This window comes from Dietzia sp. B19, from assembly GCF_014145155.1.
Classification (GTDB): Bacteria; Actinomycetota; Actinomycetes; order Mycobacteriales; family Mycobacteriaceae; genus Dietzia; species Dietzia natronolimnaea.
The window spans coordinates 1-2,660 of the sequence record NZ_JAALED010000495.1 but is presented as its reverse complement, the minus strand read 5'-3'; the positions used below and the strand labels follow the sequence as shown (position 1 = coordinate 2,660).

Genomic DNA, 2,660 nt, shown 5'->3' with positions numbered 1-2,660 from the left:
TATGCCCAGCGCCTGCGCGAGGCGCCGGGCCGGGTCGATGGTGAGCACCACGGTATCGCGGCCGAGCTCGGCCGCGCGCAGGGCCACCGCGGCGGCGGTGGTGGTCTTGCCCACGCCGCCGGCGCCGGTGCAGACCACGACACGGGTCGCGGGGTCGGTGAGCATTCCGGTGATGTCGAGACGACGAGTCATGTCAGTGCACTCCCTGATCGGCAAGGGCGGAGGCGAGGTCGTACAGGTCGGCGACCTCGACGCCGTTGGGCAGGGCCGGCAGCACGAGGGTCGGGCAGCCGGACGAGGTCAGGGTCTCGCCGGCCGCGAGCTGGCCGCGGGCGACGCGGGCGTGTTCGATGGCCTCCACCAGGAGCCCCTGCAGGCCCTCGTCGTCGAGCTCCACACCGGTCTCCTCGAGCCCGGCCAGCACCGCCTCCGCATCGATGTCCTCCTCGGCGATCCGCTGGAGCGCGTCGTCGTCGAGGTGCCTGGTCTCGGCCCGGTTGATGATCACCTGGCCGACCCGCAGGTCGTGCGAACGCAGCTCCTCGATCGCCTCGATGGTCTCCTGGACCGGCAGCGACTCGAGCAGGGTGACCAGGTGGACGACCGTCTGCGGGGAGTGGACCAGCTCGGAGACGGCATCGGCCTGCCGGCGGATGGGCCCGCCGGCGGCCAGGTCGGCCATCGCGGTGGTCACGTCGAGGAACTTGCCGATACGGCCCGTGGGCGGGGCGTCCACCACCACGGCGTCGTACACGACCTCCTTCTTGGCGTGCTGGCGCGTGACGACCTCGTAGATCTTTCCGGTCAGGAGCACGTCCTTGAGGCCGGGGGCGATGGTGGTCGCGAACTCGATCGCGCCCACCGACTTCATCACCTTGCCCACCACCCCGAGGTGGTAGAAGGTGTCGAGGTAGTCGAGCATCGCGGCCTCGATGTCGATGGCCAGCGCGAACACCTTGCCGCCACCGTCCACCCGGGCCACGAGCTCCTCGCGGTACGGCAGCGGGGCGCGGTCGAAGATCCGGGAGATTCCCTGGCGCTCCTCCACCTCGACCAGCAACACACGCTTGCCGGTGGAGGCCAGTGCCAGCGCGAGCGAGGTGGCGACCGTGGTCTTGCCCGTTCCCCCCTTCCCGGAGACGTAGTGGAGGTCTGCGCGGGCGGAGGAGTCGGACCAGCCGGTGGACAGCTGGTCGGCGATGGTCGCCCTCGTCGACTGTGTCCCCTGAGTTCGAGTCGCCTGCGTTCCTGGATTGTCGGTGGACGGCATGCGTTCCACACTAAGCGGTTCCACCAGAGCGCGCGGGCTGCTCTCGACTTCCCTAGAGTGGGGGCATGAGCGAATCCACCTCCGCAGCCCGGTTCGAGTACGCGACCGTCCCGCTGCTCACCCACGCCACCAAGCAGATCCTCGACCAGTGGGGCAGTGACGGCTGGGAGCTCGTGTCCGTGCTGCCCGGGCCCACCGGCGAGCAGCACGTCGCCTACCTCAAGCGCCGGCTCTGATGTCGGAGGGCGAGGGCGGCGGCTACTGGACCCGAAAGCTGGAGCAGCTGGGGATCGAGCTGCCGACCGTGGTCCCCCCGCTGGCCAACTACGTCCCCGCCGTGCGGACGGGGGCGTACGTCTACACCTCCGGTCAGCTGCCGATGGTCGACGGCGCCCTCGCCGCGACGGGCAAGGTCGGAGCCGCGGTCAGTCCGGAGGTCGCCGCCGGTCTCGCCCGGACCTGCGCCCTCAACGCGCTCGCCGCGGTCGACGGCCTGGTGGGCATCGACTCCGTCGTGCGGATCGTCAAGGTCGTCGGGTTCGTCGCCTCGGCGCCGGGCTTCAACGCCCAGCCCGCGGTGATCAACGGCGCCTCGGACCTGCTGGGTGAGGTCTTCGGCGACGCCGGCGTCCACGCACGCTCCGCCGTCGGGGTGTCGGAGCTGCCGCTCGACGCCCCCGTCGAGGTCGAGCTCATCGTCGAGGTCGAGGTCGAGGGTTAGGGACGGACCATGGCGACGTCCGGCGGTCTGGCCCCGATCACGTTCCCCGCGTACGAGACGCTGCGCCCCGTCACCGACCTGGCCGGGGTGATCCTCTGCGACAACCCCTCGGAGATGACCTTCGAGGGGACCAACACGGTCGTGCTGCGGGCCCCGGGATCGCCCACCGCCGTGGTGGTGGATCCCGGGCCGGACGATCGCGCGCACGCCGAGCGGATCGCCGCCATCGTGGGGGAGATCGAGCTCGTCGTCGTCACCCATCGCCACGGGGACCACACCGACGGGATCGACCACCTCCGCGCGCTGACCGGCGCGCCGGTCCGAGCGGTCGGGGAGCGGTACTGCCGCGACGCCGGGCCACTGGTCGACGGCGAGGAGATCCACGCCGCCGGGCTGGACATCATCGTGCTGGCCACTCCGGGGCACACCGCGGACTCGATCAGCCTCGAGGTGCGTCCCGCGGGTGCGGGGTTCACCGCGCCGGCGGACTGCGTGGTACTCGGCGACACGATCCTGGGCCGCGATTCGACGGTCCTGGACTCGACCGACGGCGATCTGGGCGACTACCTGGAGAGCCTCGACCTGCTGGCCGCCCGCGCCGACGGCGTCGTGGGTGTCCCCGGGCACGGGCCGGACGTGGAGAACACCGCGCGCGCGGCCCAGGTGCTC

Annotated in this window: 5 protein-coding genes; 3 read left to right on the top strand and 2 right to left on the bottom strand. The window is 71.5% G+C overall.

Annotation, left to right across the window (positions count from 1 at the left end):
- Positions 1 to 192: ArsA-related P-loop ATPase (locus tag G6020_RS17200; protein ID WP_277815283.1), on the bottom strand; the 192-nt coding region annotated here is incomplete at its 3' end.
- A 1-nt stretch (position 193) separates the two neighbouring features.
- Entirely contained in the window at positions 194 to 1,270 is a 1,077-nt protein-coding gene (locus tag G6020_RS13565; RefSeq protein WP_182610979.1) for an ArsA-related P-loop ATPase, read from the bottom strand.
- A gap of 65 nt (positions 1,271 to 1,335) precedes the next feature.
- On the opposite strand from G6020_RS13565, the gene G6020_RS13560 reads away from it, so the two are divergent.
- The 3 genes from G6020_RS13560 to G6020_RS13550 form a co-directional block, all read left to right on the top strand.
- The gene (locus tag G6020_RS13560) at positions 1,336 to 1,506 is read left to right on the top strand and encodes a DUF4177 domain-containing protein (protein WP_179524409.1); all 171 of its coding nucleotides are present in this window, start codon (positions 1,336 to 1,338) and stop codon (positions 1,504 to 1,506) included.
- Complete coding sequence (locus G6020_RS13555) at positions 1,506 to 1,991, top strand: RidA family protein (protein ID WP_182610978.1); 486 nt, start codon at positions 1,506 to 1,508, stop codon at positions 1,989 to 1,991. Before G6020_RS13560 ends, G6020_RS13555 begins: the two co-directional genes overlap by 1 nt.
- 9 nt (positions 1,992 to 2,000) lie before the next feature.
- On the top strand, positions 2,001 to 2,660 hold a 660-nt coding region (locus G6020_RS13550; RefSeq protein ID WP_182610977.1), incomplete at its 3' end, for an MBL fold metallo-hydrolase.

Coding starts and splice junctions, on each gene's coding strand:
- G6020_RS13565 (WP_182610979.1), bottom strand. CDS start 1,270: ATGCCGTCCACCGACAATCCAGGAACGCAGGCGACTCGAACTCAGGGG.
- G6020_RS13560 (WP_179524409.1), top strand. CDS start 1,336: ATGAGCGAATCCACCTCCGCAGCCCGGTTCGAGTACGCGACCGTCCCG.
- G6020_RS13555 (WP_182610978.1), top strand. CDS start 1,506: ATGTCGGAGGGCGAGGGCGGCGGCTACTGGACCCGAAAGCTGGAGCAG.